This window comes from Archangium lipolyticum (genome assembly GCF_024623785.1).
Classification (GTDB): domain Bacteria; phylum Myxococcota; class Myxococcia; order Myxococcales; family Myxococcaceae; genus Archangium; species Archangium lipolyticum.
Genome location: NZ_JANKBZ010000008.1, coordinates 59,062 through 85,565, shown reverse-complemented (window position 1 = coordinate 85,565; position 26,504 = coordinate 59,062). Strand labels below are relative to the sequence as shown.

Genomic DNA, 26,504 nt, shown 5'->3' with positions numbered 1-26,504 from the left:
ATCATCCGGGGCCCATTGCAACAACGTTGTGGGGCCCCGGAATCTGACAGCGGGAGGATGACTACATGGGACGGAGTTCCTTGATCCCCCCCATGTACGGCACCAACACCTCCGGGATGACCACGCTTCCGTCCTCGCGCTGGTAGTTCTCCAGGATGGCGATGGTCGTCCGCCCCACGGCCAGGCCGCTGCCATTGAGCGTGTGGAGGAGCTGGGGCTTGTCCCCCTTCTGGGCCCGGTAGCGGATCTTCGCCCGGCGCGCCTGGAAGTCACCGCAGTCCGAGCAGGACGAAATCTCCCGGAACGCTCCCTGGCCGGGCAGCCAGACCTCGATGTCGTACGTCTTCCGGGAGGCGAAGCCCATGTCCCCGGTGCACAGCAGCATCACCCGGTGGTGCAGGCCGAGGCGCCGGAGGATGTCGCACGCGTCGTCCGTCATCTTCTCCAGCTCGTCGAGGCTGGTGTCCGGCGTGGCGAACTTCACCATCTCCACCTTGTGGAACTGGTGCTGGCGGATGAGGCCGCGGGTGTCCCGGCCCGCCGAGCCCGCCTCGGCGCGGAAGCAGGGGCTGAAGGCGCAGTACTTCAGGGGCAGCGCCTCACCCTCCAGGATCTCGTCCGCGTGGTAGTTGGTGACGGGCACCTCGGAGGTGGGGATGAGGAAGCGCTCGGGCTCACCCACCGTCTTGAAGGCGTCCTCCTCGAACTTGGGCAGCTGGCCGGTGCCCATCATCGTCTCGCGCAGCACCAGGTACGGGGGCAGCATCTCGACGTACCCCTTGGAGGTGTGCACGTCGATCATGAAGCTCACCAGGGCCCGCTCCAGCCGGGCGAGCGCTCCCTTGTAGAAGGCGAACCGGGAGCCGGACACCTTGGCGGCCCGCTCGAAGTCCAGCATCCCCAGCTTCTCGCCCAGCTCGAAGTGCTGCTTGGGCGTGAAGGGCAGGTTGGGCTTCTCGCCCCAGATGCGGACCTGGACGTTCTCCTCGGCGCTGGAGCCCGTGGGCACCGACTCGTGAGGGACGTTGGGGATGAGGAGCAGGATGCGGCTGAGCTCCTCCTCCACTTCCTTGAGGCGCGCCTCCTTCTCCTTGATGGCCTGGGAGACGGAGCGCATCTCCCCGCGCAGCGCCTCGAGGGCGGCGGGGTCCTCCTTGGCCTTGCGCTTCATCTCCTCGTTGGCGGAGTTGCGGCGCGCGGCGAGCGACTCCATCGCCACGTAGAGGTCTCGCCGCTCCGACACGAGGTTCTTGAAGGGGCCGAGGTCCAGGCTGCCGCCCCGGGACTGCAACCGGGCGACCACCGCATCGAAGTTCTGCGCGACGTTCTTGAGATCCAGCATGGCGGGGCGGGTTGTAGTCACCCCGCGCGGGCCGGGCAAGGCATGTCGCACCCGGGCGCCCGGAAACGGACGCCCGGGTGGGGCGAGTGACTACTCGAGGAAGCTGATCTCGTCCTCGATTTCCTTGCGGTTCTCGGCCTCGGGCTTGCGCGTCAGGTACTCCTGGAAGGCCTTGACGGCCTCCTTCTTCTTGCCCTTCTCCTTGTAGGCGTAGCCCAGGTCATGCCAGGCCTCGCCGTTGTCCGGCGTGGCGGCGGTGGCCTTGGTGAGCCACTCGATGGCCTTGGAGTACTGGTTCAGCTCGCTCCAGGCGCGGCCCAGCTTGTAGTAGGCGCTGATGAGGTTCGGGTCCACCTTGAGGGCCTGCTCGTAGGCGCGGGTGGCCTCCCGCCAGCGCGTGGCGTTGAAGTGCGCGTCGCCGATGGAGGCGTACACCCGGGTGAGCTTGGGGTCCGTCTTGAGCGCCGTCTGGAAGGCGGCGATGGCCGGGTCGAACTCGCCGCGCTCCAGGTGGGCCTGCCCGATGGCCTCGTGGGCGTTGGCCATCTTCGGGTCGAGCGCCACGGCCTGCTTCCACTGATCGATGGCGTCCAGCGGCTGCTTGGCGTCCCGGAAGAGGGTGCCGTAGACGAAGCGGTACTCGGCGCGCTTGGGGGCGGGGGCGCGCTCCACGGCGATCCTCATGTTCTCGAGCGCCTGGGTGTACTCGCCCGCCTTCGCCCTGACCTGGGCCATGTAGTAGTTGGTCTCGGGGTTGGAGGGCTCTCCCTTGAGGGCCAGCAGCAGGTTGGCCTCGGCCTCCTTGAGGTTGCCCTTGGCCAGCTGCACCGCTCCCAGGGTCATGGGGATGGCCACCGAGCGCGGCTCCTCCTTCTTGGCCTGCTCCAGCTCGGCGATGGCCTCGTCCAGCTGGCCCTGGCGCCACATCACGGTGCCGCGCTGCAGGCGGCCGTCCTTGAGCGTGTGCGAGTCCAGCTCCAGGGCGGTGTCGACCTCCTTGCGCGCCTTCTCCAGGTCTCCGGAGAGCAGCGCCAGGCGGGACAGGCCCAGGTGGGCGTCGGCCAGGTTGGGATCCAGCCCGACGGCGCGATCGAACTCCTCCTGGGCCAGGGGGACGTTGCCCTCGGCGAGCGCCAGCTCACCCAGGCCGGTGCGCACGCCGGCGTTCTCGGGCGCCTTGGCGGCGGCCAGCTCGAACTGCTCGCGCGCCTGGGGGTTGCGGCGCAGGCGCAGGTGGAGCCGCCCGAGGTACACGTAGGCGTCCACGAGCTCGGCGTCGGCCTTGATGGCGCGCTTGTAGTGCTCCTCGGCGCTGGTGTTGCTGTCGCGCGCCTCGTCGATGCGGCCGTAGAGGTACTCGATGCGCGCGTTGCCCGGGAAGCGCTTGCTGGTCTGCTCCACCGCCTTGAGCGCGTCCTCCATCTTGCCGAGCGTCACCAGGGTGGTGATGTACCCGTCCGCGTACTCGATGTTCTCCGGCTCGGCCTTGATCAGCGCCTCGTAGAAGGGGAGGACCTCGTTGAACTGGCGCTGGGCGTGCAGCACGCGCGCCAGGTAGTTCTTGATCATGAAGGAGTCGGGGTCCTTCTCCAGCGACGCGCGCAGCTCCTGCTCGGCCTCCTTGAGCTTGAAGAGCTGGAAGAGCGCGATGCCCTTGAGGGTGCGGGCGCGGGCCAGCTCCGCCGGGCCCATCTGCGGCTGGGCCTTCTCGTCCAGCGCGCGCTCGGCGGCCTCGAGTCCCTTCTGGGCGTCCTTGCGCAGCAGCAGCTCCACCGCGGCCAGCTCCACCGAGGAGATGATGTGGGTGGCGTCCGCCTTGAGCGCGGCCTCGTAGGCCTTGGCTGCCTCGTCCGCCTTGTTGGAGGCCTGGTAGAGGTTGCCCAGGGCGTGGTGGGCCTTGGCCGAGTCGGGGCTCTTGCCCAGCACCTGGGTGAGCGTCGAGATGGCCGTGTCACGCTCCTTCTTGGCGGCGTAGGCCTCGGCGAGCAGGAAGGACAGCTCGGTGTCACCCTGGTTGGTGTCGCGGCTCAGGGCGTCGCGCAGCTGCTGGATGGCCTTGTCCGGCTCGCGCGCGGTGAGGGCGCGGCCGGCGAGGTACTTGATGTACTCGACGTTCTTCTCGCCCAGCAGCTCGAGGCTCCCGGCCTCCTCCTCGGAGCGGCAGCGCACGAAATCGGCGCTCTCGGCGGCCGAGTAGCGGCGCTGCAAATAGAAGACGGACTGGCACCAGAGGGCACGCACCTCGGGGTACTCGTTGCCGGCCAGCACCTTCGAGCTCAGGGCATAGGCCTGCTTGTAGCTCTGGAAGGTGTCCTGGAGCAGCGCCTTCTGCGCGGCCTGCACGTCCGCGTGGCCCGGGGAGCCGGGCTTCACCTGGGCGGGGAAGAACTTCTTCATCCCGAAGACGCCGTAGCGCGTGGCGCCAAAGCCCAGGCCCACGCCGACCACCGCCATCGCCGCGGCGGCGCCGATGACCAGCGGCAGGCGCTTCTTGATCTTTCCGACGATGATCTCGAAGCGCGAGGTGCTGTCCACCACGGACACCGAGGCCATGCGGCCACCGTAGAGCTGCTGCACCCGCTCCATGCTGGCAGCGGAAGCGGCGGACACGTTGGCCTTCGAACCCGGCTCCGCGGCGGGCATCGCGGGCGCCGCGGCGGGAGCGGGCGGAGTGCCAGGCCCCTCCATCAGCTTCTGGATGGCGGTGGCGAAGGTGGCCACCGTGCCGATGGGCGTCCAGGACTCGGAGTCGGTGGAGACGTCCTCGTTGCCGAGGAGCTGGCCGTCCTCGAGCATCTTGACGATGACGCCCTCCTCGAAGGGGCCGAAGACCTTGCCCGAGCGGCGGCGCACGTGGAAGCGGCGCGCGTTGCCCTTGGCGGCCTTGTTGGCTCCGTTGTCCTTGGCGGCGTCGTCGATGAAGCTGAGCATCTCCAGGCCGTCGGCCGTGCCCGGACCGGGCGGGGGCGGCAGCGGCGCGGAGAGATCCGCCTCCAGATCGTCACCCCCGTGGAGGTTGGGCGCGGAGGGATCGAACTCGAGCGCGTCGGGGATGGAGGGCGTGGCACCCGCGGGCGCGCCGAAGTCCACGTCCCCGAAGTCGGCGGAGGGATTCGGCGCCGCGGGCGGGGGCTCCGAGAAGTCGAGGCCGACGTCCACGGTGGAGGGGGCAGCCGGTGGAGCCTCCGAGAAGTCGAGGTTCGTCACGTCGGCCTGCGGAGGAGGCAGGGCGAACGGATCCTCCTCGGCCGCGGCGTACGCAGCCGCCGCGGGAGGAGGAGGCAGGGCGAACGGATCCTCCTCGGGCGCGGCGGGAGGAGGAGGCAGGGCGAACGGATCCTCCTCGGGCGCGGCGGGAGGAGGAGGCAGGGCGAACGGATCCTCCTCGGCCACGGGCACGGCGGCGTACGGATCCCCGTCCTGCTCGGGCGGCAGTCCGAACGCGTCCACCTCGGACGTGTTGCGCGGGGCCGCGGCGAACGGGTCGGCCGCGTCATACCCATCCGCGGAAGGCGCCTCGGGCACGTCGGCGTACGGATACGGCTCATCAGAGGAGGGCGGAGGAGGCAGGGCGATGGCGTCCGAGCCCTGGGGCGCGTTGGCGTACGGGTCCGAGGAGGCGTACGGATCCGCCGAGGCATAGGGATCCGAGGAGGCGTACGGGTCCGCCGGGGCGTAGGGGTCCGCGGAAGCGTACGGATCCGACGAGGCCGGAGGAGGCAGGGCGATGGCGCCCGCCTGGGGGGCGGAGGCGTAGGGGTCCGCGCCGTAGTCGAAGCCGCCCGCGTACGGGTCGCTCGCGCCCGGCAGGGGAATGGCTTCGCTCTGGGGCGCCGTGCTCGCGCTGACGTTGTACGCCAGGTCCGGCGCGTAGCCGGTGGAGGGCGCGCTGGGGCCCGGCAGCGGAACGGCCACGGTTGGCGCCGCGTCGCGGTAGGCCGCGCTCGGCAGGGGCATGGAGACGACGCGCGTGGTCTCCGCCTCCGCGGGCCGCTGGAAGTCATCGTAGGCCGCGTACGGATCCGCGGCGGGCGCGCTGGGGCCCGGCAGCGGAACGGCCGCGGGCGCCGGCGCGGGCGGGCTCACCGCCTCGCCGGGCTTGATGGGGAAGGTTTGCTGGCACCGTGCGCACTTGAGCTTCGCGCCGCCCGGGGGGATCCGCTTGTCATCGATGTTGTAGTTCGTCTGGCAAGACGGGCAGGAGACTTTCATGGGTTTCCTTCAGCGGGGGCCATCGGACGCGAGCGGCCGCACTCCCGCGGCCCGCGAAGGTTATCAGAGGGATTTTCCAGGCGGCAAAGAACGCGACACCCGCATCGGACACCGCCCTGGCGGCCGGGCGGGCGGCCAGGGGAGCGCGTGCCAGCGGACGGGGATTCTACCTCCGTTGCCCCTCCTGGCGGCGAAGGTGGTAGACCCGGGGACGGCATGGAACCCATCGTCATCCTCGGCGCGGGCCTCGCGGGACTGTCCGCCGCCCATTTCCTCCAGCGCCCCTGGCGTCTCATCGAGAAGTCCGAGCGCGTCGGCGGTCTCATCAAGACCGAGGTCCTCGACGGGTGCTACTTCGACCCCACCGGGCACTGGTTGCACCTGAGAGACCCGGAGATCAAGGAACTGGTGAACACCCGCTGGCTACCGGGCCAGCTGGTCACCATCCAACGCAAGGCGGCCATCTTCTCGCGGGGCGTCTTCACGCGCTTCCCGTACCAGGTGAACACGCACGGGCTGCCGGCCGAGGTGGTGGCGGAGAACCTCATCGGCTACGTGGAGGCCATCTACGGGGAGAAGGGCCGGGAGCTGCGCGAGCGCGAGCCGCGCAACTTCACCGAGTTCATCCTGCGCTACATGGGGGAGGGGTTCGCGAAGAACTTCATGGTCCCCTACAACAAGAAGCTCTGGACGGTGGACCCGTCCGAGCTGTCCGCCGCCTGGGTGGGACGCTTCGTTCCCCGGCCCACGCTGAAGGAAGTGGTGGATGGGGCGCTGGGCGTGGGGAGCGATGCGCTGGGCTACAACGCCTCCTTCCTCTATCCGCGCGAGGGCGGCATCGAGAGCCTCGCCCGCGCCATGCTCGCCGGCCTGCGGGGCGGGGAGCTGAGCGTCAACACGGAGCCCACCGCCATCGACTGGAAGGCCCGGCGGGTCACGCTGTCGGACGGGCGCACGCTCGGCTACTCGCTGCTCATCTCCTCCATCTCGCTGCCGGGGCTGGTGCGGCTGCTGGCGAAGGGCGGCTCGGGCGTGCCCGACGCGGTGCTGGCCGCCGCCGGACGCCTGCGTGCCACCACGGTGACGTACGTGTGCGTGGCCGCTCGGGGCAGGAACCGCCAGCCGTGGCATTGGATCTACCTGCCCGAGCCCGAGTTCAAGTCGTACCGCATCGGCGCGCCCTCCGCGGTGTATGCGCCGCTGGCGCCTCCGGACACCGCCACCTTCTCCGTGGAGTACAGCCACCACGGCGAGCTCTCCATGGCCCAGGCGGAGCGGTACGCGGTGGAGGACCTGGTGGGCTCCCAGATGGTGCACTCGGCGGAGGACATCCTCTTCGCCCGGGCGCGGGAGATTCCCCACGCGTATGTCCTTTATGACGAGGCATACGGGCCGGCGAAGACGGAGATCCTCCAGTTCCTGGAGCACGCGGGCATCCTCCCCGCGGGGCGCTACGGACAGTGGGAGTACTCGTCCATGGAGGACGCCATCCTCGCCGGGCGGGCCTGCGCGCGCCGGTTGAACGGCTGACGGAGGGGGGCGGGGCGGAAGTTTGATCGTCGACGGAACGCCGGGGGCGTGCTACGCGGCACGGCTGCCCATGGCCGCGTCCCCGTACCTGTCCATCGTCATCCCCGTCTACAACGAGGCCTCCATCATCGCGACCGCCGCGGCGGAGCTCACCCAGGGGCTCGACGCGCGAGGATGGGACTACGAGGTCATCTTCGCGGAGAACGGCTCGCGCGACGCCACGCCCCGGATTCTCGAGGAGATGTGCGCGAAGAGCCCGCGCCTGCGCTGGTTCCACTCGGAGCGGCCCAACTACGGCACGGCGCTGAAGGCCGGCATCGAGAAGGCGCGGGGCACCTTCGTCTTCTGTGACGAGATCGACCTGTGCGACCTGAGCTTCTATGACTCCGCGCTGCCGCTGCTGGAGAAGGGCGGGGTGGACATGGTGGTGGGCTCGAAGGCCGCGAAGGGGGCGAGTGACCAGCGGCCCCTGGTGCGGCGCGTGGCCACGCGGGTGCACAACGGGTTGCTGCGGGTGGCGCTGGGCTTCCAGGGCACGGACACACACGGGCTGAAGGCCTTCCGGCGCGAGGCGCTGCTGCCGGTGGTGGCCAAGTGCCTGGTGGACATGGACGTGTTCGCCAGCGAGTTCGTCATCCGCGCCTGGCGCGAGGGGCTGCGGGTGGTGGAGATCCCCATCCAGCTCCACGAGAAGCGCCAGCCCTCCATCCACCTCTTCAAGCGCGTGCCCAACGTGCTGAAGAACGTGGGCAAGCTGTTCTACGTCATCCGCATCCGCGGCACCTGAGGAGGCGAAGGTGGCGCGGCGGCTCGCATCCATCTCCGTCGATCTGGACTCGCTGCCGCACTACTGCCGCATCCACGGACTGCCCGAGTCGCTGCTGGACGCGCGGGCGCGGGGGCTCGTCTACACGACGGCGGTGCCCCGGCTGAGGGAGCTGCTGGCGTCGGTGGGGGTGCCGGGGACGTTCTTCGCCATCGGCGAGGACGTGGCGGCGGACGCGGGCGCCGCGGCGGCGCTGCGCTCGGCGCACGAGGCGGGTGTGGAGGTGGCGAGTCACAGCTTCTCGCACGACTACGCGCTGACGCGGCGTGCCCCCGAGAGCATCCGAGAGGACCTGCGGCGCGCGGACGAGGTACTCGAGGCGGCCACGGGCGCGCGGCCCGTGGGCTTCCGTGCGCCGGGCTACACGCTCAACGCGGCCCTGTACGCGGCCACCGTGGAGCGCGGCTACCGCTACGGCTCATCCACGTTCCCCGCGGCCCCGTACTACACGGCGAAGGCGGCGGTGATGGGGGCGCTGGCGTTGCTGAGGAGGCCCTCGCGGGCGGTGCTGGACTCTCCGCGTGTGCTGCTCGCGCCACGCACGCCCTACCGGCCGGACCCGGTGCGCCCCTACTCGCGGGGGGCGGGACCCGTCCTGGAACTGCCCATGGCGGTGACGCCCGGGGTGCGCTTCCCGTTCATCGGCACCTTCGCCATCACGCTGCCACTGCCGGCCATCCGGGCGGCGTACCGCGCGCTCAGGGGAGACACGTTCTTCAACTTCGAGCTGCACGCGGTGGACGTGCTGGACGCGGAGGACGGCATCCCGCCCGAGCTGGTGCGCCAGCAGAGGGATCTGCGGGTGCCGGCCAGGAACAAGCTCGAGCGGCTGAGGACGCTCTTCGGCTGGCTGAAGTCCGACTACGACGTGGTGACGCTGCGAGACGCGGCCGCCCACCTCTCCGTGACCCTGTAATCACAACCCCCCTATCTGCCCAATCACCCCTCTCCCTCTGGGAGAGGGTCGGGGTGAGGGTATGCGACCCCCGGATCGAGCCCGTGGAATCAGGGTACGGGAGCCTGAACCGTCCGCACATGCGTGCGCTCCAGAGCGGCTTGGATCTCCTCACGAAGGTCCGCCGGGGCGAGCTCCAAGGCTCGTTGGAGCCGTGGGAGTGCGTCGGCTGTCCGGCCGCGGGCCAGGAGGAGCTCGCCCATACCCAGGAGTGACTCGGTGTACCCCTGGCGCGGGGGCTTCGACTCCTTCTCCCAGAGGGCCAGAGCACGCTCCAGGTCGCGAGTGGCCTCGTCCCATCGCTCCAGACGCACCAGGGTGCGGCCCAGACTCCCGAGCGACTCCGCCACCAGGAGGTGACCGGGGCCCAACGCCTTCTCCCGGAGGACCCGAGCCTGCTCCTGCCGAGCCCGCGCCTCCTCGTACCGGCCCATCCTTCGGAGCGTGTTGCCCAGCCCGTTGAGCGAGACGGCGATGTCGGGGTGACTGGACCCCAGGGCCTTCTCCTGGATCGGCAGCGCGCGCTCATATCGGGCGCGTGCCTCCTCGTACCGGCCCATGGCCTGGAGCACCAGTCCGAGGTCATCGAGCGAGCTGGCCACGTCGGGATGCTCGGGACCCAGGACCTTCTCGCGCAGGGCCAGGGCGCGCTCGTGCAGGGCCCTGGCTTCCTCGTACCGGCCCATTCCCCGCAGCACATTGCCCAGGCCTCCGAGGGAGATGGCCACGTCGGGATGCTCGGGGCCCAGGACCTTCTCGCGCAGGGCCAGGGCGCGCTCGTGCAGGGCCCTGGCTTTCTCGTACCGGCCCATCGCATCGAGCGCGATGGCCAGGTTGTTCAGGGGCGTGGCGACATCGGGGTGCTCGGGCCCCAGCACCTTCTCCCGGATGGCGAGGGCGCGTTCGTACAGCACGCGCGCCTCCTCGTACTTCATCATCGCGTCGAACGCGGTGCCCAGGTTGCTGTAGGAGTTCGCGACCAGGGGATTGTCGGGCCCGAGGATCTTCTCCCGGATGGCCAGGGCGCGCTCGTACGAGGCCCGTGCCTCCTCGTACTTCCCCATCTCTCCGAGCACGGTCCCCAGGTTGTTGAGCGAGACCGCCACCAGGAGGTGTTCAGGACCCAGCACCTTCAACCGGAGCGCGAGCGAGTGCTCGTATCGCGCCCGTGCCTCCTCATACCGCCCTATCTGCTGGAGCACGTTGCCCAACTGGTTGAGGGAGTCCGCGCGGGTGCGGTCGTCATCCGCGCACTCCACCGCCGACTCCATCGCCAGCGCGAGCTCCATCGCTTCCGGGTGGTGCGCCTGCCGCCATCCCACCACCCGGAACAGCAGGCTCCAGGTCTGGGCGACCAGCACCAGATTCTTGCTCCGGGCGGCCAGGGGGATGGCCTGCCGCGCCATCGTCTCGGCGCCGGTGTAGTCGCCCATCGCGTCCTTGAGGCTGGCCACCTGGTACAGGGCCTGTGCGTGGAGCGGTGGGTAATCGAGTCCCTTCGCCTCGAGCAGCAGCTTCTCGCCCAGCGACAGCCCCTCGCGGTACTCGCCCACCAGCCACAGGGTCTCCAGGCGATCCACCTGCTCCTGTAGCGTGTCCACCCGGGCGCGCACCGCCGCGTCCTCGGGAGGAGGCACCGTCGCCATCAGCGACCGGACATCCGTGCAGGCCTCCAGCGGCGGCAGCGACTGCACCGCCTGCACGGCCTTCGACAGTTTTCCCGGATCGGAGCCGCGGGCGAACAGCTCCGTCAGGGCTCGCAGCTGGCCGCGCCGCCGCTCCAGGCAGTACACCTGCAACACGGCCGGGTCCCTGGGTGACGTGGCCTGGTCCTCGTCGGCCTCGCAGGCCTCGGTCCGCAGCTTCACCCAGGTTCCCGCGTAGCCGTCGAGCAGCGTGGACACGCGCGTGAAGGTGTCCCGCGCGTAGGGCAGGCGGGTGCCGAGGAAGGCCCGTTTCACCTGGGCCTTCACCGTCTCATCCCAGGTGCCGGCGAGCCTGCGCTCCACGTGCGCGCATCCCGCCTCCTCCTCGCGCATCATCCAGCCCCAGACGGCCAGCCCCGTCAGTCCCGCGACGAAGGCCATCAACGCCGCCAGGCGCCTCCGGGCCCGGCGCCGTCTCATCGGGTCGATCTCCAGGGCCGCGACCAGTTGCTGCATGGACGCGGGGCGCTGCGCGGGGTCCGCGTTCAGGCCCTGGAGGAGCAGGCGCTCCACCCACCCGGGGACGTCCGAGTCGGAGGGCGGGGGATTCACCTGCCCCTCGCGCTGGGCGCGGATGGACTCGGCCTGGGTGGCTCGTGCGAAGGGGTGCCGCCGGTAGAGGGCCTCGTACAGGGCCACGCAGAAGGCGAACACGTCACTGCGTGCATCGGCGGAGCCGGCTCGCAGCAACTCGGGCGCCATGTAGCGCGGCGTGCCCAGCAGCGTGCCGTGCAGGGTGAGGGGGCTGTCCAACGCTCCCTGGGGCAGGGGGAGGGGCGTGAGGCTCGGGAGGGGCTCCGGCGCCGGGACGGCTCCGGCTCGCGCCAGACCGAAGTCCGTCACCCGCACCCGCCCGTCATTGCCCACCAGCACGTTGTCCGGCTTGAAGTCGCGGTGCACGAGACCCGCCTCGTGCGCGGCAGCCAGCCCCCGCCCCGCGGCCAGGTACACCTCCAGGATGTCCCGCCAGGAGCGCGGGGTCTGCTCGCACCAGCGCCGCAGCGTCTGCCCCTCCACCATCTCCATGGCGATGAAGATGGAGCCGTCCTCCAGCGTGCCCACGTCGTAGATGGCCACCACATGGGGATGGGAGAGGCGGGCCATGGCCTGGGCCTCGCGCAACAGCCGGGCCTCGAGATCCTGGGGGGAATGGCTGGAGTCCAGCTCGCGGCGGAGCAGCTTGAGGGCCACGCGCCGGTCGAGACGCGAGTCGTAGGCGGCCACCACCTCGCCCATGCCACCGCGGCCGAGCGAGCTCAGCACCGTGTAGCGGCCGGCCAGGGTCTGTCCGGGAGCCAGGGAGATGGGCCCGGACGGCCGGGGGGCGGGCTCCCGGGAGGGCATTAGCGGGGAGAGGGAGCGGACCTGGGTGGCGGCTTCTCCCAGGAGGTCCACGTCCGGGTTGGCCGGCATCGGCACCGGATCCTGGGTCCGGATGAGGGTGGGGGCCTCCTCCGTGGCGCCGGTGTCCGCGTCCCTGTTCCCTCGCGGCTCCACGTCGCTCATGTGCCTGCCTCCTGGGTCCGCACTGTCGCCAGCCGGACAGTCATACCCCGGACGGGGGGAGCCTTGTAGCGCTCAGGCGGTCTGGAACCCTCCCAGGGGGCACCGGTCCAGGTGGAGGAGCAGGCGAGCGTCCCTCGGGTGTGGGCCTTCCCGGATGCCTATCGTCCAGGAGTGGATGCTCTTGGAGCAGGAGGAGAAAGACATGTCCTTGCCATTGCGTCTGGTGGGAGCGCTGTTGGTGTTGGGGTTCACCGCCTGCTCGGGCATCAAGACGAGCACGAACTACGATCCCAACGCCGTGCAGGCGTTGGGCACCTTCCGCACCTATTCCTGGCTGGCCATGAAGGACGGCGCGGACACCCGCATCTACAACCCCATCATCCAGTCCCGCGTCCAGCAGGCGGTGGACCAGGAGCTGGCGTCTCGCGGCTATAAAAAGGTGGAGCCGGGCGAGAACCCGGACTTCAAGATCGGCTGGCACGGCGCCATCCAGGACAAGGTCGAGGCGGAGACCATCAACAGGTTCTACGGCTACGCCTGGGATCCCTGGTACGACCCCTTCTACGGCCCGGTCGCGTACGGTGGCTCGGGACTCGTCCCCGAGACCGTCATCCGCGAGTACCAGCAGGGCACGCTCATCCTCGATGTCGTGGACGCGGACTCCAACAAGCTCGTCTGGCGTGGCTCGGCCCAGACCCGGCTGTCCGAGAACATGAACGCGGAGAAGAGCCAGAAGCTCATCAACGGGGCCGTCGACGAGATGCTGGAGCGCTTCCCGCCCGAGCCGAAGAAGCGGTGAGGGGCCGGTGGGGGCGTCCTCGGGATGGCAACGGAGCGTCCCCCCCGCCGCGTTCCCCTCCCGGAGGCAGGGGCGATGGTGTAGACACACGCTCCATGCTCGAGCAGCTCGGCGACAAGGTGAAGCAGGAGCTCCGGGAGTGGACGGAGCGCATGGTGGGACCGGAGCGCAAGGCGCGCCTGGAGGCGCTCGCTCGCACCGGCAACGAGTACGGGGTGGATCCTTTCGGATTCAACCTCGACTACAGCCTGTCGGCCCTCGCCCCCTTCTTCTGGTTGTACCGCAACTACCACCGGGTGGAGACCTACGGCATCGAGAAGGTGCCCAAGGGCCGCGTGCTCTTCATCTCCAACCACTCCGGCCAGCTGCCCATGGACGGGGCGATGATCGGCGTGGCCCTGCTGTTGGAGGCAGACCCGCCGCGCGCCATCCGCAGCATGGTGGAGAAGTGGGTGCCCACGCTGCCATACGTCTCCACCTTCATGGCCCGGGTGGGGCAGATCGTCGGCACCCCGGAGAACTGCCGGCGCCTGCTGGAGGCCGATGAGGCCATCCTCGTCTTCCCCGAGGGCGTTCGCGGCCTGGGCAAGCTCTGGCCCCAGCGCTACCAGCTCCAGGACTTCGGTCTGGGCTTCATGCGTCTGGCCCTGGAGACGGACACCCCCATCGTCCCCATCGCCGTGGTGGGCGCCGAGGAGCAGGCCCCGGCCCTCGTGGACGTGAAGCCCCTGGCGAGACTGCTCGGCTTTCCCTCCTTCCCCCTCACCGTCACCGGGATGCCCCTTCCCCTGCCCACCAAGTACCGCATCTACTTCGGAGAGCCGCTGCGCTTCACCGGCCGCGCGGACGACGAGGACTCCGAGCTGGACAAGAAGGTCCGCACCGTGAAGTCCGCCATCCAGTCCATGCTCAACCAGGGACTCAAGGAGCGCCAGGGCATCTTCTGGTAGAGCCCGGCACGCGCGCCATGAATCAGGATCCTTCCAAGAGACCGGCCGTCGTCGTCACCGGCATCAGCGGCAACCTGGGCAGAACCCTCGCCAAGCTGCTGCACAAACACGAGCGCATCATCGGCATCGACCGGCGCCCCTTCGTGGGCCGCCCCAAGGATGTCGAGATGCACCAGCTGGACCTGCGCAAGAAGAAGGCCGAGGACGTCTTCCGCAAGAACGACATCCGCGCGGTCATCCACATGGGCATCATGCACGACCCGCGCATGAGCGAGGAGGAGCACCACTCCTTCAACGTGGTGGGCACCACGCGCCTGCTCGAGTACTGCGCCCGCTACCGCGTGCCCAAGGTGGTCGTCCTCTCCTCGGCCAACGTCTACGGCCCCAGCCCGGACAACTCCAACTTCCTCACCGAGGACGCGCCGCTCATGGCGGCCAGCCGCTTCTCGGGGGTGCGGGATCTGATCGAAGTCGACATGCTCGCGCACGGCTTCTTCTGGAAGCACCCCGACATCCAGACGGTCATCCTCCGGCCCGTCCACATCGTGGGCCCCACCATCAAGAACGCCCCCAGCAACTACCTGCGGCTGCGCCACCCGTGGGTGCTGGCGGGGTTCGATCCCATGGTGCAGCTCATCCACGTGGAGGACGTGGCCCGCGCCATGGTGGAGGCCGCCCTGCGCCCCGAGCCCAAGGGCGTCTACAACGTGGTCGGCCCCGGCGAGGTGCCCCTGTCCTCCATCCACCGCGAGCTCGGCCACGGCGCCGTCCCCGTGCCGCACCCCGTCGCCCGGCCCCTCCTCGGTCTCCTCTTCAAATACCGCCTGGCCAACTTCCCTCCGCCCGAGCTGGATCACATCCAGTTCCTCTGCAACGTGGACGGCTCGCGCTGGCGCAAGGACGTGTCCTGGTCCCCCCGCTACTCCATGCGGGAGACGATCCGCTCCGTCATCGGCGACTAGCCCCCTGGCACCCGTGTCGTGGTCGGACACGGATGTCACTCCCAGCGGCCCCTGACATGCGCGTCAGGGGCCGTGGCATTTCTGGCACGGGGCTTCACAGGGGGTGGGGGCGCAACCCCTTGATCTCACGGAGAGACCGGGCCGACGCGAGGTTGGCACTCCCATTGCTTTGTAGGGCAGGCATGAAGCGCGGTGAGGGCGGGCCACTTCAGCCCCTCACCCCGCGAGCCTGGTTAGGAGGTTCCATTGGGGAGCCTCCGACGCCCACCGCTTCGGCCGGCCCCGAGGCGGTGGGCGGTTTTTTTTCAGGGCAGCTCGCCGTCGAAGGGGCCGCCGCGCTGCTTCTCCAGCAGCCATGTTCCGTCCCGGTAGATGAACTCCGAGGTGACGGTGTCGCTCTGCTGGGTCACCGAGGGCAGGCGCATCCACTCCATGCGGCTGGTGACGATGGCCCGCTGCCCCTCCTCCACGAGCTGGACGTCCTCTATCTCGTAGTCGGTGATGGACAGGTCCCTGTCGTCGTGACGCTCCCGGCGCGCCTTCTCGAAGTCCTGGCGGCGCTCGGGGACGATGTAGCGGGTGGCGTACCGGTAGTCCTTCCAGCGCAGCCGCTGGTGGAATCCATCCACCACGGGACGCAGCGTCTGAAGGTCCGAGGTATTCTTCGTGTGGGCACAGGCCCCACCCAGGGTGAGGGCCAGGAGCACGGCAAGCAGGCGAATCACCCGGAGGACGCTAGCACCCATTCCAGAGGGGGCGAAACGGAAGGGGACGCGGTGCTATGGTCCCGAGCCGCATGGCCAAATCGTTGGTGGAGCGCTACGAGCAGCTCCTCGCCCAGGATCCTGCATCTTCCGTTTTCGTCGAGCTGGCCAAGGCCTTGGTCGCCAAGGGCGAGCATGCCCGCGCCATCGCCGTGTGCGAGCAGGGCATTACCCACCACCCCAACTCGGTGACGGGTCGGGTGCTGTGGGGCAAGGCCCTCATCCTCATGGGGCGCCCCGCGGAGGCGATGGCTCAGTTCGATCAGGCGGTGGCGATCGACAAGGAGAACCCGCACGCCTACAACCTCATCGCCGAGGTGTTGTTGCAGCGGGGCCTCTACCGTTCGGCGCTGCCCATCCTCCGCAAGGCGCTGGCGCTACAGCCCAATGACGGCCGTGTGCGCGGGTGGATGGAGCAGGCCCAGGCCGCGCTCGCGGGCGGGCCCGCGCCGGCTTTCGGTGATCTGAACGCCCTGGAGCCCCAGTCCGCCGAGGAGTCCGCCGCCAGGGCGGAGGGCTCCGGTGAGGGCGAGGCGGAGGGGCCGGCTGCTCCTTCCGAGGCGGCGGGCGCGGAGGCTCCCCAGGAGCCCGCTCTGGAGGCCCAGGCCGCCGAGGCGGTGACGGCGCCCGCCGGGCCGGCGCCCACCCCGGTCCCGGAGGACAACTCCGGGCCGGTGTTGGATCTCGCGGACGTGGCGATTCCGGACGAGGCCCTGGGCGTGAGCGCGCCGGAGGCGGCGGCTCGTCCCGAGGGCGCCGCGCCGGAAGAAGATACCTCGACGGTCATGACCGCCGAGGTGGAGCTGCCCTTCGACGAGGAGCCGCCGGCCGCGCCCGTGGAGGCCTCCTCCGAGGTGGGCGGTGGGGCGGAAGCCGCGCCGGACGCGGCCGCCGCATCGGGTGAAGGGGGTCTGCTCGCGGATCTGCCTCCATTGGAGGAGAAGCGCGCGCCCGTCCTCTCGCCTCCGCCGCAGGCCCTCACCGATCGTCTCACGGCGGCGGGGAACCGGCGCGGGCTGCTCGAGGAGCTGCCCGAGGCGACGGCGGAGACCCGGGTTGCGCCCACGGCGGTCGCCGCCCCGGTGACCCGGCTGCCCGTCCAGGACGTGGCGGCCCTCACCGCGGCCTACGAACGGGAGCTGCGCGAGAAGCTCCTCCCCAAGGGCACTGGCACCATCTTCTCCGGCCGCACGCTGAAGGTGATGGCGGCGGTGGGCGCCCTGGTGGTGCTGTTCGGCGTGTTCCTCGTCATCCGGGCGAAGCAGGGCGGCGAGGCGCTCGCCGCGTCGTTGGACCATGTCGCCCGGCTCATCGAGAAGGACACGGAGCCCTCCCGGCAGGAGGCGCTCTCGCTGCTCACCCATGTGGTGCGGCTGGATGATGACAACACCCGGGCCTGGGCCCTCACGGCCTACGTCCACGCCCTGCGCTTCGCGGACGGTGGCGCCGCCGAGGCGCGCACGCGGGCCCTCGACGCGCTGAACCAGCCGGGCGTGCGCGCGGAGCAGCCGGGGCTCGCCCTGGTGGTGGACGTGCTGGTGGCCGACGCCCAGGGCCGTGACGCCGCCCGCCGGGCCCTCCTGGGCGCGAAGGTGGAGACCTCGGAGGCCCAGGCGCTGGCCGCTGCCATCCTGCTGGAGCAGGGCAAGGCGAAGGAGTCCCTGGAGCGCTTCTCGCGCGCCCTGAAGCTGTCGCCCCGCAACGTGCGGGCCCTGGTGTCGCTCGGTGCGTACTACCGGGACGCGGCGGATCCAGTGAATGCCCTCAAGGTGTACTCCTCCGCCGCGAAGCTGGCCCCGGAGCACCCGGTGGCGAAGCTCGGCGTCGCGGAGGGCCGGCTGGAGCTCGGCCAGGAGCTGGACTCGGCCCTCTCGGACGTGCAGGGCCTGGCCGGGGACCCGGCGCTGCCCGTCTCGCAGCGCGATCGCCAGCGGCTGGTGCAGGGCCGGTTGATGACGGCGCTCGGCAAAGCTCGCGACGCGCGGACGCTGCTGGCAGAGGGAATGAAGGGGCCGCTGGCCTACGAGACCTTCCTCGCGCTCGGCGAGGCGAACCGCGCCGCCGGAGACATGTCCGCCGCCCAGCGTGCCTTCGAGAAGGCGCTCGAGCTGAAGTCCGACAGCGAGGACGCCAAGGCGGGTCTGGGTTGGGCGCTGCTGGACCGAGACCGTGAGCGCGAGGTGCTCACCCGGGTGGAGGGCGAGAGCCGCCAGGTGGCGCTGGTGCGCACCGCGGCGTACGCGCGGCTGGGCGACTGGAAGCGCGTCCGGGTGGAGGTGGCCCGCACGCGCGTGGAGGACCACTATCCCCCCGAGGCCATCGTCTACCTGGCCCAGGCGGACGCCGCCGAGGGCGAGCGCGACCGGGCGCGCACGGCGCTGGAGAAGACGCTCGCGGCGACGAAGCGCGCCAAGGCCGAGGTGCGCACGGCGCTGGGGCAGATGTACTTGCAGGACAAGGCGCTGGACAAGGCGAGCACCCTCTTCGAGGCGGCCGTGGCCGAGGATGCGCGGGACTACGAGGCCCCGTGCGCGCTGGGCCGGCTGCTCATCTCCCGGGGGCTGCCGGATCTGGCGATGAAGCCGCTGACGCAGGCGGTGGAGCGCAATGCCGCGCACGGCGAGGCGCGCGAGGCGCTCGGCCGGGCGCTGCTGTCGCTGGGCCGCACCAACGAGTCCCTCAAGCAGTTCGAGGAGTGGCAGCTGGACAACCCGGGCGCGGCGACGGCCCACAAGGGCTTCGCGATGGCGCTCTACCACGCCGGGCGGCTGAAGGACGCGGAGGCGGCGTCCGGGCGCGCGGTGAAGCTGGTGGCGAACGATCCCGAGGCGCACCGCGTGCGCTCGGACGTGCTCTTCGCCCTGGGGGACACCAAGGGGGGCTTCGGCTCGCTGGAGATCGCCAACCGGCTGGACTCCAGATCGGCGGAGACCTTCTGCGGCATCGCCCTGGCCTTCCTGCGCCAGGGGCTCGAGCTCAACGCGGAGAAGGCCTTCGAGGCGGCGCGGCGCGAGGGGCCGGACGCCCCGTGCGGCCAGGTGGGCGAGCACTGGGTGAAGGACTCGGGCGGGCGGGCCGCGGCGAAGGCGCTGCAGGTCATCGCGGACAAGGCGCCCACCGTCTGGGACAAGGCGTTCGCCCAGGCGGCCATGGCGCGGGTGCTGCTCACCGCCGGAGCGACGAAGGATGCGCGCGCGGCCGCGGACGAGGCGGTGCGGCTGGCACCCTTCTCCGGACGCAACCACCTGGTGCTGGGGCAGGTGGCGCTGAAGCAGCGGGACGAGGCGGCGGCGATGAAGGCGTTCGCCCGCGCGGTGGAGCTGGAGCCGGTGGACGGCCAGGCCTGGCTGGCCCAGGCGGACGCGCTCGTGCGCAACCCCGCGGAGCTGGCGAGGGCGGTGCAGGCGTACCAGACCTTCCTGAAGCTGGCCGCGGCCTCTCCCGAGGCGGGCCGGGTGAGGAAGGCCCTGCCGGCCCTCGTACGCCGGGCAGGGGGCCGGTAGCGTGCGGCAATCCCCCCCACCCGAACTGCCACCCCTGCCGCTCATGCGCATCATGAGCGGCAATGCCTTCCTGCTCTCCGTCATCTACCTGCTGGTGGGCATCGTGGTGGAAGGGGCGCAGTACGTGTGGCCGGGCTCCCCCTTCCTGCTTCATTTCTCGCTGTCGCTCGACTCGCTGCCGGCCCGGGCGCTGGAAATGGTGAGGTTGATGCAGCCGCTGCGCGCTGCCTACCTCGACAACCAGATCTCCCCGTTCCGTCTGCGCCTCATCTTCGGCGTCACCACCATCATCATCATCTTCCTGCTCGCGGTGGTGGTGGGCCTGTTCATGGGCACGCTGCGCGGCATCGTGGTGCGCCAGTCCTCCCGGCGCTGACCCGGGCCCCTGGCTTCAGCGGCGGGCGCTCCGGGCCTTGCGCACGCGGGGGGGCACCGGGGCCACGGGGATCGGCTCGTGGCCGGCGGCGCGGGCCATGAGGCAGATCTCCACCACCTTCGGGCCGAAGCGCTCCCAGCGGCTCTCCCCCGTGCCCTTCACCGACAGGAAGGACTCGCGATCGATGGGCAGGGCGGCGGCGAGTCCGCGCAGCGTCTCGTCGTTGAAGATGAGGAAGGGAGGCATCTCCAGCTCGCGGGCGAGCTCCTTGCGCCAGCGGCGCAGCTCGGTGGCGGCCAGCTCGCTGAAACCCCTGGGCTGCCCCGGTGCGGGCGCGGGCGCGGCGCGGGACACGGAGGTGGAGGAGCGGCCCATGCCCTCCAGCCGCCTCAACCGGCTCCCGGCGCACGTGTCGCAGTTGCCGCAGGTGGCCTCCACGTCCTGCTGTCCGAAGTATTGGAGCAGGAAGGCGCGCCGGCAGCGCTTCGTGTAGGCATAGTCCGTCATCCGCTTGAGGAGCAGCATGGAGCGCCGCTCCTGCTCGCGCACCTTGCTCAGGTCCACGCCCAGCTCGCGGAAGGGCACCTGCTGCAGCGCGCGGATGGTGCGCCCGGAGAAGGGACGGCGCACCTGCAGCGCCCCGGCCCGTTCCAACAACTTCAGCGCGTGCTGGATCTCATCACTGGCGAGCCCGGTGCGCCGCGCGAGGATGGGCAGCTCGGTGGTGGCGGAGCGCCCCACCGGGAACGTCTCCAACAGCGAGGCCAGCAGACGCCGGGCATCCGGGGCATGCGGCTGCGCCTGGGCGGCCTTCTCCGTCAGGGTGATGCCGTATTCGCCCTCGCCGCGGCTGCCACGTTCGATCTTCCCCTCGCGCTCCAGGATGCGCAGCGCGGCGGAGATCTCGAACTCGCTGGCGCCCACCTGGGCGGCCAGCACGTACTGGCCCTTGTCGTACTCGGGCACGCTCCGCAGCACGTTCCACAGATCCGAGATGACGGCCTCGGAGGGGTGGTTGCTCTCGATGAGCCGCTCCTGCGTGTAGACGTCCGCGTGGTTGAAGAGGAGCGCGGCGAAGGCCGGTCCCCTGTCCCGGCCCGCGCGGCCGATCTCCTGGTAGTAGGCCTCCACCGCCTTGGGGATGTTGGCGTGGGCGACGAAGCGGATGTCCGGCTTGTCGATGCCCATGCCGAAGGCATTGGTGGCCACCGCCACCGCCTCCTTGGCGGACATGAACTCGTCCTGGGCGCGGTGCCGCGCGTCGTCCTCCATGCCCGCGTGGTAGAGGATGGCGTTCACCCCCCGCTCGAGCAGCGAGGAGTGCATGTTCTCCGCCGACTTGCGGGTGGAGCAGTAGATGATGCCGCTGCCGCCGCCCAGGGACGCGAGCCCCGCGCACGCCCGGCGCTTGTCCTCGTCCCCGCCCACGTCGAACACCTCGAGGAAGAGGTTGGGCCGGTCGAAGCCCTCGGCGAACACCTGCGGATCCTTCATCAGCAGGGAGCGGACGATGTCGTCGCGCACCTCGGGGGTGGCGGTAGCGGTGAGGGCCACGGTGCGCGGCGGGCGCAGGCGCTTGCGCACCTGTCCGAGCTGCGCGTAGTCCGGCCGGAAGTCATGGCCCCACTGGGAGATGCAGTGGGCCTCGTCCACCGCGAGCAGCTCCACCCCCACCTGGGCGAGGGCGTCCAGGAAGCTCGGGCTGCGGAAGCGCTCGGGCGCCACGTAGACGAGCTTGAAGTCCCCCGCGCGCATGCGGCGGATGCGGTCCGCGCGCTCCATGTCCGACAGGGACGAGTTGATGAACGTGGCGGAGATGCCGCGCGCGGTGAGCTGTTCCACCTGATCCTTCATCAGCGCGATGAGGGGGGAGATGACGAGCGTCACCCCGGACAGCAGCATGGCGGGGAGCTGGTAGCACAGGCTCTTCCCAGCGCCCGTGGGCATCACCACCACGGTGTTACGCCCGCTCAGCACGGAGCTGATGACCTGGGCCTGCCCGGGCCTGAACTCGCTCAGTCCGAAATGGCGGACCAGACCCTCCTGGGCTTGCTCGAAGTAGGGCAGGGCCACCGGCATCCGCCGCATATTCACTACTCCTTCCTGGTCGTCAACGACTCAGAGGCTCCTGAGTCGAGGTCCAGCCCGATAGGTACTGGAACGGCCAGGCGCGCCCGCCATTCGGCCACCTCCCGCGCCAGCCGGGCTCCCAGCTCGGCATCCAGGCGGCCGTCCCGCACCACGTCTCCCTCCCGCACATTCGAGGGGAGGGTGGAGCGAGGCACCGTGCGTGCTGGGCCCCCGCCCAGGGGCACCACCTGCGCCACCTCGTCCTCCAGCAGCTCCACCTGCACCGCGCCACCGCCACACGCCACCACGCCCACCGCACCCAGCATCATCCACGTCCTCCTTCCATGCTCCATGGTCCCCGCGTCTCCGCGCCCAGCAGCGGCAGCTCGCCCCGCTCGAGCATCGAGGTGTACGTCCCGTCTCCCACCACCACGTGATCCAACACCTTGATGCCCAGCACCCGGCCCGCCTCGATGAGCTGGGCGGTGAGGCCCAGGTCCTGCCCCGAGGGCTCCGGGTCTCCCGAGGGGTGGTTGTGGGCCAGCACGATGGCGGTGGCGCGCGAGCTGATGGCCGCGGCGAAGACCTCGCGGGGGTCCACCGGGCACGCGTTGATGGTGCCCTCGGCCACCCGGGCATCGAGCAGCAGCACGTTGCGCGCGTTGAAGCACAGCACGTGGAACACCTCGCGCCGCAGCGCGCTCAGGTGGGGCGCGAGATAGGCGTGGATCTCCTTGGGGGTGCGCAGGCGGGGCCGCCGCTCGGTGACGCGCTGGGCGCGACGCCCGAGCTCCAGCGCCGCCATCATCTGCGCCGTCCGCGCCGGCCCCATGCGTGTGCACAGCTCGCGTGGATCCCTCTGCACCAGCGCCTTGAGCCCACCGCTCGTGGCGAGCAGTGCTTCCGCCAGCGCCCGCGTGCGCGAGCCCGAACCCAGCAATACGGAGAGAAGCTCCGGGTCGGTGAGGGCCGCCGCCCCCAACCTGAAGAGGCGCTCCCGGGGGCTCTCCGCCTCCGCAAGCGTCTCCTTCTCCTCCCTCACCGACCCATCGCCCGCGGACTCCACCCACTCCACCATCGCCACCGCCGCCATCCTCTCCATCCCGCCCTCCGTCCACGCGGCGCGACAAGAGCAACACGCGTGCCGACGGTGTTTCCCTCGGGACGGTCGTGTCTCACCGTCTCACCGCGCGCGAATCGGCTCACGCGTGGGACGGCGTTCATGCATCGTTCGACCCGGCGGAGGCATGACATTGGTTCAACGGCACCAGCTGGTCGGGTGCAGCGCGGTGTGGGTCTGAAGCAGGAAGGAGCTGAACCTGGTGGCTCCATTGAGCGGCGCTCTCCGGCGGCGGTGCGCACCCCACGGTCCTGGAATAATGATTCGTGGTGGTTTCTCGTCGGCCGCGAGGGACTTCTCGACGCGGCTCCAAGCTCGAGAGGCGCGGGAATGCCGTGCGTTCGATGAGCGGAGTGGGTGTCAGCGGGTGATCCGCCGTATCTGGGGAGGCTGCCGTGCCGGCGGGACCTTCTGCTTGGAGCTCTTCGGCACGGCCTTGGCGCCGGTGGCGGACACATCCGCCGCGGTGCCGAAGATGAAGCTGAAGTCCGAGTCCCAGCCCGGGTTCGGGTTCTGCGTCGTCCCGGCGATGGACGCGAACTTGTGGCACGTCAGGCAGTGTCTGGCCTCGTAGGTCGTCGGGTCGATACCTTGGAAGTAGGTCTCCATCGTGGTGTTGGCCACCGCGGTGTTGGACGAGGGCTGCATGCTCTGGAACGTCAGCGGCACCTTCTTGGGCGCGGTCGGCTCCGGAGTCGGGTTGGTGGACCAGAGCACGTTGATGAGCTGGTAGTACTGCCAGACGGAGCCCGGGTAGTTCTGCGCGATCGCCTGTTGCGTGGCCTGATTCTGGCTCGCGGCATACGAGTCGATCGCCGTCACTCGCGTGACCTGGATGGGGACTGGAGGCGGGCAGCCCGCTCCCAGGTAATAGGGAGGCGGTATGTTCGGGGTGCAGCCGATCGTGAAGGAGCTTCCTCCGTCCGGCGAGCACTGCGGCGCGACGTTGTTGACCACCTGGGGCTGGCACTGGGGGTTGTGGAAGTTCCAGTCCGTGGTGCCTGGGGACTGGCCCTGGGTGGGCGCGTTGTCGACGTGCTCGAACGTGGCCCACACCCAGGTGTCCTGGTTGTTCGTCTTGTGGATGATGTGCAGCCCCACCAGTGCCACCGTGGCCGTGCGGCACTTCTGGGTGACGAGATCCGGGACGATCGCCTGCATGAGCTTGTAGCGGTTCCACTTCGCATCTTGCGAGTCCGTCACCTCCATCCAGGCCGCCTTGAGCTCGATGGAGCCGAGCTCTCCCGTGGAGAGGTTGCCCTTGGGGAGCACGATGGGCTTGCCAGTGCCGCCGTCCACCCAGGCCTGCTGGCCCTGCGCGGTGTAGAGCCCATTGTTGGCGACGAAGTCATACTCGGGCTGGCTGACACGGATCTCATACCAGACCGCCTTGCCATTCTGGGATCCGAGCCACGAGGGCGCATTCTGCGGGAACGCCTGCGCGTTGTCCGGGGGGCGGAACTGCGTGGAGAACTTGGAGATCATCATCAGCGGCATCACCTTGCGTGCCTGCTCGGCGGTGAGTCCGGCCTCGGCGGCGCACTCCGGTGTCACCTGGGGCTGGGTGCCCCAGGGGGGCGGCGCGCTCCCGTCCGGAGGGAAGAGATCATCCGCGCTCATGAACGTCTGCCACTGCGTGGGGCTCAGATCTCCCGGGGTACCGAAGCCCGCATCCGTCCCTCCATCCAGCGCCGAAACCGGCCAGTTGAGGGAGATGAACTCGGACCACGCGAAGCAATTGGCCGCCTGCTGGGTGTTCTCGGAGAAATCTGGAGGGATGACCGGGTTGATCGGCACCTCGGTTCCATTGCAATTGAAGGAGGGGGGCGCGGAGGCTGTGGGAAGGCTGGTTCCGGAGGCGCTCTCGGTATCGGGCCCGGGGGCGGGAGTGGAAGGAGCGGGTGTGGAAGACGAGCGCCTGGCACCGCAGGCGCCAATGCCCAGCACGGTGGCAAACACCATCAACACGAGCAGCAGGCGGGAACGCATGGGAGACCTCATGGAACAGGACGAGGAATCACGGCGGGAGAGGCTCCTCCCGCCGCGAGGACTTCTCGGGGATGGATTCCTGGCAGGGCCTGCTCAGCTCACAGGCCCACCACGTTCAGGAGCGCGGGCATGGCGACGAACTGCGATGCATTCTGACCTGACGGGGTGACGGTGACGCCCTTGAGCCCGGAGATGGCGGTGGAGGCAACGCTGACGAGGATGTCCACGGCCACCGAAGTGGACGGATAGGTATTGCCCGGGATGGCGTAGGTGACGCTGCGCATTCCCTGCACCTCGACGGTGATGCCATCTCCGAAGGAGACGTCGGGCTTGGGGCTCGACAAATCCATGCCCACCACCAGCACCATGGGCACCTTCTGCTGGCCCACCGTCACCAGCGGCGCGATCAGCGTGCTGTTGCTGGCCAGGCTCATCTGCTGGCCCACGGGGTTGGGGACGGGCGTGTTGTACAGGGCGTTGAACACCGAGGCATGGAACAACTGCAGCGGTTGTGGCGCGGGCGTGGCCGGCGAGTCGACGCAGGGCTGCGCGGTCTGCCCGGGTGTCTTGGGGATGCCCATGCCGATGATGTGCATCTGGAACGTCTGCGCCACCTGACCCGCCCACTTGATGGGCGCGCCGCTGATGGAGATGTCGCTGACGGTATAGCCATAGCTGGGGGGCACCTCGAAGACGGCATGGAGGATGAAGTTGCCGGGCAGCTGGGTGCCGTTGGGATCGGTCAACGTCGGGGCGCCGCGCACGATGCGCCAGAAGGTGCTCGCGGGCGTGTTGTCGGGCGTCGTGTAGCTCGAGAAGTCCGGCTGTTGGATGTAGAGGCCCGGTGGGTTGGCAAGTGTCACCATGGTGGGCTCTCCGCTCTGGGGCGCGGTCAGCCGGTTCACCGAGGCGCCGATCGTGGGATCGCTGTTGCGGCCGATCTGGCCGTACTGTGCACAGCAGATGAGGGTGGTGGGATTGCCGTTGCCCACCGTGCGCGGGATGGTGGCCGCCGCGGCCAGGCCGATCTCCGTCTGGATGGTATTGGGCGTGCTGGTCAGGTGCATCGCCCCGCCTTGCGTGGCCGTGGAGAACGGGCCGCTGTTCCACTTGTTGAGCGGGTTGTAGGCCGGCCGCCCGGTGGACGGATCCATCACCACTCGCCCGTTGCTGTCATGCAGGCACAGGTCATCCATCTGGATCTGCGGCTTGTCGAGCGTCTTCTGGTACAGCTCGAGCACCTTCAACGGATCAACCATCCACAGCGTGTTCCAGTACTCCGGGTTCTCGCAGGTGAAGTCGATGCGGAGAATCTTCCCGGTGGAGGGATCCCGCAGGACGCTCCACTCGCAGTACTCGTCCTGCCAGCCGCGCGGACCATAGGGGCCGTAGGGAATGGGCTGGGCGGGAGCATCACCATTCGGACAGAGATTGGTGGTGATGGCGGGGAACGTCTGCCGCGTGTTGTTGGAGTCGACGTAGTAGCCGGTATCCGCCAGCTGGAACTGCTGGCCCATCGGCATGCTGGGGTTGTAGGCCTGGATGCGGCCAGGGAACGGACTCCACTGGATGGGGGCGTATATGCCCTGACTGGTGTCCGTCGTCACCGGATTGAAATACCAATTCTGGTTGGCGGCGTTCGTGGACGTCCACGGGTTGCCAGTGATGCCCTGGTTGGTGAAGCCAGTCAGGTTCGTCGTCCACTGTTGGACGAGCGACTGCTGCTTCATCGGATCCTCGGGAAAGTCGATCTGTCCGCCAGGGGTGACGAACTGGGTCCACTGGGCCATGAGTGCTCCTGTGCTGGTGAGGGAGAGGGCACGGGTGACGGCGATAAATGAGGCGCACGCACTCCCGCGGATGAGGTGGGTGCAAGCCGTCTTCCCGGGCGGAG

Annotated in this window: 17 protein-coding genes; 8 read left to right on the top strand and 9 right to left on the bottom strand. The window is 69.7% G+C overall.

All coding sequences use genetic code 11. The annotated features are described in order from the left end of the window. Positions 1–61 precede the first annotated feature (61 nt). Both serS and NR810_RS18945 read right to left on the bottom strand, forming a co-directional pair. Entirely contained in the window at positions 62–1,342 is a 1,281-nt protein-coding gene (serS, locus tag NR810_RS18950; RefSeq protein WP_257454248.1) for a serine--tRNA ligase, read from the bottom strand. 90 nt (positions 1,343–1,432) lie between these two features. Then, on the bottom strand, positions 1,433–5,554 hold the full coding sequence (locus NR810_RS18945; RefSeq protein WP_257454246.1) for a tetratricopeptide repeat protein: 4,122 nt from the start codon (positions 5,552–5,554) through the stop codon (positions 1,433–1,435). Positions 5,555–5,770: 216 nt separating this feature from the next. Between NR810_RS18945 and NR810_RS18940 the strand changes: the two genes are divergently transcribed. From NR810_RS18940 to NR810_RS18930, 3 genes are all read left to right on the top strand, one after another. Then, on the top strand, positions 5,771–7,084 hold the full coding sequence (locus tag NR810_RS18940) for a protoporphyrinogen/coproporphyrinogen oxidase (protein ID WP_257454245.1): 1,314 nt from the start codon (positions 5,771–5,773) through the stop codon (positions 7,082–7,084). Positions 7,085–7,154: 70 nt separating this feature from the next. After that, positions 7,155–7,871, top strand: coding sequence for a glycosyltransferase family 2 protein (locus NR810_RS18935; RefSeq protein WP_257454705.1), 717 nt, complete (start codon positions 7,155–7,157; stop codon positions 7,869–7,871). A 10-nt stretch (positions 7,872–7,881) separates the two neighbouring features. Further along, positions 7,882–8,826, top strand: a complete 945-nt coding sequence (locus NR810_RS18930; protein ID WP_257454243.1) for a polysaccharide deacetylase family protein — start codon at positions 7,882–7,884, stop codon at positions 8,824–8,826. An 89-nt stretch (positions 8,827–8,915) separates the two neighbouring features. Here the strand turns inward: NR810_RS18930 and NR810_RS18925 are convergent, their stop codons facing one another. Then, positions 8,916–12,077: a serine/threonine-protein kinase gene (locus NR810_RS18925; protein WP_257454241.1), complete on the bottom strand. Its 3,162-nt coding sequence runs from the start codon at positions 12,075–12,077 to the stop codon at positions 8,916–8,918. A gap of 202 nt (positions 12,078–12,279) precedes the next feature. Here NR810_RS18925 and NR810_RS18920 point away from each other — a divergent pair, with 202 nt between their 5' ends. The 3 genes from NR810_RS18920 (at position 12,280) to NR810_RS18910 (ending at position 14,788) form a co-directional block, all read left to right on the top strand. Next, on the top strand, positions 12,280–12,876 hold the full coding sequence (locus NR810_RS18920) for a DUF4136 domain-containing protein (protein ID WP_257454240.1): 597 nt from the start codon (positions 12,280–12,282) through the stop codon (positions 12,874–12,876). 95 nt (positions 12,877–12,971) lie between these two features. Next, positions 12,972–13,826, top strand: a complete 855-nt coding sequence (locus NR810_RS18915; protein ID WP_257454238.1) for a lysophospholipid acyltransferase family protein — start codon at positions 12,972–12,974, stop codon at positions 13,824–13,826. Between the two features lie 17 nt (positions 13,827–13,843). Next, positions 13,844–14,788, top strand: coding sequence for an SDR family oxidoreductase (locus NR810_RS18910; RefSeq protein ID WP_257454236.1), 945 nt, complete (start codon positions 13,844–13,846; stop codon positions 14,786–14,788). A 305-nt stretch (positions 14,789–15,093) separates the two neighbouring features. Here the strand turns inward: NR810_RS18910 and NR810_RS18905 are convergent, their stop codons facing one another. Beyond that, positions 15,094–15,513, bottom strand: coding sequence for a hypothetical protein (locus NR810_RS18905; RefSeq protein WP_257454235.1), 420 nt, complete (start codon positions 15,511–15,513; stop codon positions 15,094–15,096). A 71-nt stretch (positions 15,514–15,584) separates the two neighbouring features. Between NR810_RS18905 and NR810_RS52155 the strand changes: the two genes are divergently transcribed. Together NR810_RS52155 and NR810_RS18885 are read left to right on the top strand one after the other, a co-directional pair. After that, complete coding sequence (locus tag NR810_RS52155) at positions 15,585–19,055, top strand: tetratricopeptide repeat protein (protein ID WP_306818311.1); 3,471 nt, start codon at positions 15,585–15,587, stop codon at positions 19,053–19,055. A gap of 1 nt (position 19,056) precedes the next feature. After that, positions 19,057–19,431 carry a hypothetical protein gene (locus tag NR810_RS18885; RefSeq protein WP_326522510.1) on the top strand — a complete coding sequence of 125 codons (375 nt, stop codon included), beginning with the start codon at positions 19,057–19,059 and terminating at the stop codon, positions 19,429–19,431. A 15-nt stretch (positions 19,432–19,446) separates the two neighbouring features. On the opposite strand, the gene NR810_RS18880 is transcribed toward NR810_RS18885, so the two are convergent. From NR810_RS18880 to NR810_RS18860, 5 genes are all read right to left on the bottom strand, one after another. Then, the gene (locus NR810_RS18880; protein WP_257454233.1) at positions 19,447–21,519 is read right to left on the bottom strand and encodes a RecQ family ATP-dependent DNA helicase; all 2,073 of its coding nucleotides are present in this window, start codon (positions 21,517–21,519) and stop codon (positions 19,447–19,449) included. 5 nt (positions 21,520–21,524) lie between these two features. Further along, complete coding sequence (locus NR810_RS18875; RefSeq protein WP_257454231.1) at positions 21,525–21,830, bottom strand: DUF3006 domain-containing protein; 306 nt, start codon at positions 21,828–21,830, stop codon at positions 21,525–21,527. Next, positions 21,827–22,603: a RadC family protein gene (gene radC, locus NR810_RS18870; RefSeq protein ID WP_257454230.1), complete on the bottom strand. Its 777-nt coding sequence runs from the start codon at positions 22,601–22,603 to the stop codon at positions 21,827–21,829. Before radC ends, NR810_RS18875 begins: the two co-directional genes overlap by 4 nt. A gap of 378 nt (positions 22,604–22,981) precedes the next feature. Continuing rightward, a complete protein-coding gene (locus tag NR810_RS18865) occupies positions 22,982–24,610 on the bottom strand; it encodes a cytochrome c family protein (protein ID WP_257454228.1) in 1,629 nt (542 codons plus the stop codon). Positions 24,611–24,708: 98 nt separating this feature from the next. Further along, positions 24,709–26,400, bottom strand: coding sequence for a hypothetical protein (locus NR810_RS18860; protein ID WP_257454227.1), 1,692 nt, complete (start codon positions 26,398–26,400; stop codon positions 24,709–24,711). Positions 26,401–26,504 lie beyond the last annotated feature (104 nt).